The 2,799-nt window shown below is 73.1% G+C and carries 2 protein-coding genes; both read left to right on the top strand.

Annotated elements, in window-relative coordinates; all coding sequences use genetic code 11:
* Window positions 1–340 precede the first annotated feature (340 nt).
* Window positions 341–1,849 carry an ATP-binding cassette domain-containing protein gene (locus ACLEQD_RS40705; RefSeq protein ID WP_410391305.1) on the top strand — a complete coding sequence of 503 codons (1,509 nt, stop codon included), beginning with the start codon at window positions 341–343 and terminating at the stop codon, window positions 1,847–1,849.
* 160 nt (window positions 1,850–2,009) lie between these two features.
* Window positions 2,010–2,799: CARDB domain-containing protein (locus tag ACLEQD_RS40700; RefSeq protein ID WP_410391304.1), on the top strand; the 790-nt coding region annotated here is incomplete at its 3' end.

The following is a 2,799-nucleotide window of genomic DNA, read 5'->3' as shown; positions in this document are numbered from 1 at the left end:
CCGCCGAACGCCACCCTCCCGACCACCCGCCGCGTGCAGCCGCCGCCGTCGGACGACGTAGCCGGCCCCTTCGGGGGAATCGTTGTCAGGCACCGGCGTTCCCAACGTCGGTGCCGCGTCGCGGCCGCGCGCCCGGACTTGCCATCCGCCCGGGCCGCGCCGCATGCTCCACCTGAAGCACCGGCTGTCCACGCGGGGAGATGTCAGAGGTCTTCCCCTGAACGAGGTTCGCTGCCCCTTGAAGCTGTACGCCTGAAACCCCGGTCCCTGGCTGTACCCCGCCGCCACGCGGCCCTGACGGGCGTGTGCGCTGGCTTCCGGTTTCAGGAGTCGCTTCACCATGCCCTCGTCCTCGTCCTCGGTGCGCGCGCACCGCGTCTGCTTTTCCTTCACTGATGCCGTCCCCGTCCTCACCGACGTGGAGTTCCACCTCCCCGCGGGCTGGACGGGCCTCGTCGGCCCCAACGGCGCGGGCAAGTCCACCCTGCTGCGCCTGCTGTCCGGGGAGCTGACGCCCACGTCCGGGCAGCTCCAGTTCGAGCCGGAGTCGCCGCTCGTGTGCCTGTGTCCGCAGGGCGTGGAGGTGCTCACGCCCGACATCACCGCGTTCGCTGACGCCTGGGACGCGCTGGCGCGCAGGCTCCAGGGCCAGCTGGGCCTGGACGTCACCGCGCTGGAGCGCTGGCCCACGCTGTCCCCGGGAGAGCGCAAGCGCTGGCAGGTGGGCGCGGCGCTCGCCCGCGAGCCGGACGTGCTCCTGCTGGATGAGCCCACCAACCACCTGGACGCGGAGGCAAGGGCGTGGCTGGTGGCCGCGCTGCGCCGCTTCCGGGGCGTGGGCGTCGTCGTGTCCCACGACCGCGAGCTGCTGGAGACGCTCACCCAGGCCACGCTGCGCGTGCACGGCGGCGAGGCGCACCTGTACCCGGGCGCCTACTCCGCCGCGAAGGGCCACTGGGAGGCGGAGCGCGAGTCCGAGGTCGCCGCCCACCAGCAGTCCAAGGCGGAGCGGGACCGGGCCGCGCAGCTGCTGGACAAGGCCCGGCGCGAGCACCAGGGCGCCACCCTGTCGCGCAGCACCGGCCGGCGGATGCGCAACAAGTACGACAGCGACGCGCGCGGCCTGGGCCCCTCCACGCTCGCGAGCTGGGCCGAGTCCCGGCTGGGCCACCAGGTCACCGTGAAGCGCCGGGAGCTGGAGCGCGCCGAGGCCTCCGTGGGCACCTTCACCGTGGACAAGACGGTGGGCCGCTCCGTGTTCGTGGACTACGTGCGCTCGCCCAACCCGTTCCTCTTCACGTTCGACACGCCGGGGCTGAAGGCCGGCGACGTGGAGGTGCTGGGCCCCACGCGCCTGGACGTGGACCGCGAGGCGCGCATCCGCGTCGAGGGCCCCAACGGCGCCGGCAAGACGACGCTCCTCAAGGCCCTGCTGGAGCAGTCGCGCGTGCCCCGCGAGAAGCTCCTGTACCTGCCGCAGGACCTGGGCGGGGAGCAGACGCGCGCCATGCTGGAGGCGGTGCGGGAGCTGCCCCCGGAGGAGCGCGGCCGGGTGATGTCCCTGGTGGCCGCGCTGGGCGTGGACCCGCACCGGCTGCTCGCGTCCGGACAGCCGTCGCCGGGCGAGGCGCGCAAGCTGGCCATCGCGCGCGGCCTGGGGCAGCACGCCTGGGCCCTGGTGCTGGATGAGCCCACCAACCACCTGGACCTGCCGTCCATCGAGCGGCTGGAGGCGGCGCTGCGCGACTACCCGGGCGCGCTGCTGCTCGTCACCCACGACGCGCCCTTCGCCCGCGCGTGCACCACCACGCGGTGGCGGGTGGCGAACGGACGCGTGGAGGTGGAGTGAGCCACCGGGCCGCCGGGGCGGACTCCAGACAGAGTCTGTTGGGGAAGGACTGAAACATGTTTTCCCTGCTGGGGTTCCACTCCTAGAAGAGAGGTCCAGGCCCGGTGGATGTCACACCGGGCCTGTATCGTCTCCATCACCCCCCACCCCCGGAGTCCGTATGTCTCGGCGTACGCCGCCATGGCGGCATTCGTGTCTCTTCATCACGGGCGCGCTCGCGCTCACCGGTTGCACGGACGGCTCCGTGCAGGAGGAAGCGCCCGCGCTCCAGCAGCAGGCCGCGGTGCTCACCCCCGGACCGGACCTGCGCGTCACGGAGCTTCAGGCGCCGGACAGCGCGAAGGTCGGGCAGACCGTCCCCGTCACCGTGAAGGTCTGCAACACCGGGGACCAGAGCGTGTACACCGGCATCACCCTCCAGGTGTACCTGTCCACCACGCCCACGCAGCAGGTGCCCGGGCCGGGTTCGCCGCCGCCCCCCACCAGCCAGAGCACCGTGGGCCAGGTGACCCTGGGCGCCGCGTACGCGGGCCAGTGCGTCACCCAGCCCCTGAACATCCAGATCAACCCGCCCACCAGCTTCACGGGCAGCGGCCCCCTCTACCTGGGGGCCAGCATCGACACCCAGAACGTGGTGCCGGAGTCGGATGAGACCAACAACGGCTTCGTGAAGGGTCCCATGGGCGTGGGCCTCCGGCCGGACCTGGTGGTCACCCGGGTGGACGCGCCGCCCAGCCTGCTGCCGAACCAGGCCTTCAGCGCCTCCGCGACGGTGTGCAACGTGGGCACGGAGCCCAGCTCCGGCGGCACCGTGGACCTGGCCTTGTCCACGGTGAACGGGCTGACGATGCCGCCGCCGTCCGGCCCGCCCCCCACCACGCAGTCCATGCTTGGCGGCGCGCCCGTGGGCAGCCTGGCGGCGGGCCAGTGCCGCGCGGTCCCGCTCACCG

The organism is Corallococcus sp. 4LFB (genome assembly GCF_046520365.1).
GTDB classification, from domain to species: domain Bacteria; phylum Myxococcota; class Myxococcia; order Myxococcales; family Myxococcaceae; genus Corallococcus; species Corallococcus caeni.
This window is presented reverse-complemented; position numbering and strand designations above follow the sequence as displayed.

Excerpts from the sequence above, each read along its gene's own strand:
- ACLEQD_RS40705 (WP_410391305.1), top strand. The coding sequence starts at position 341 with ATGCCCTCGTCCTCGTCCTCGGTGCGCGCGCACCGCGTCTGCTTTTCC.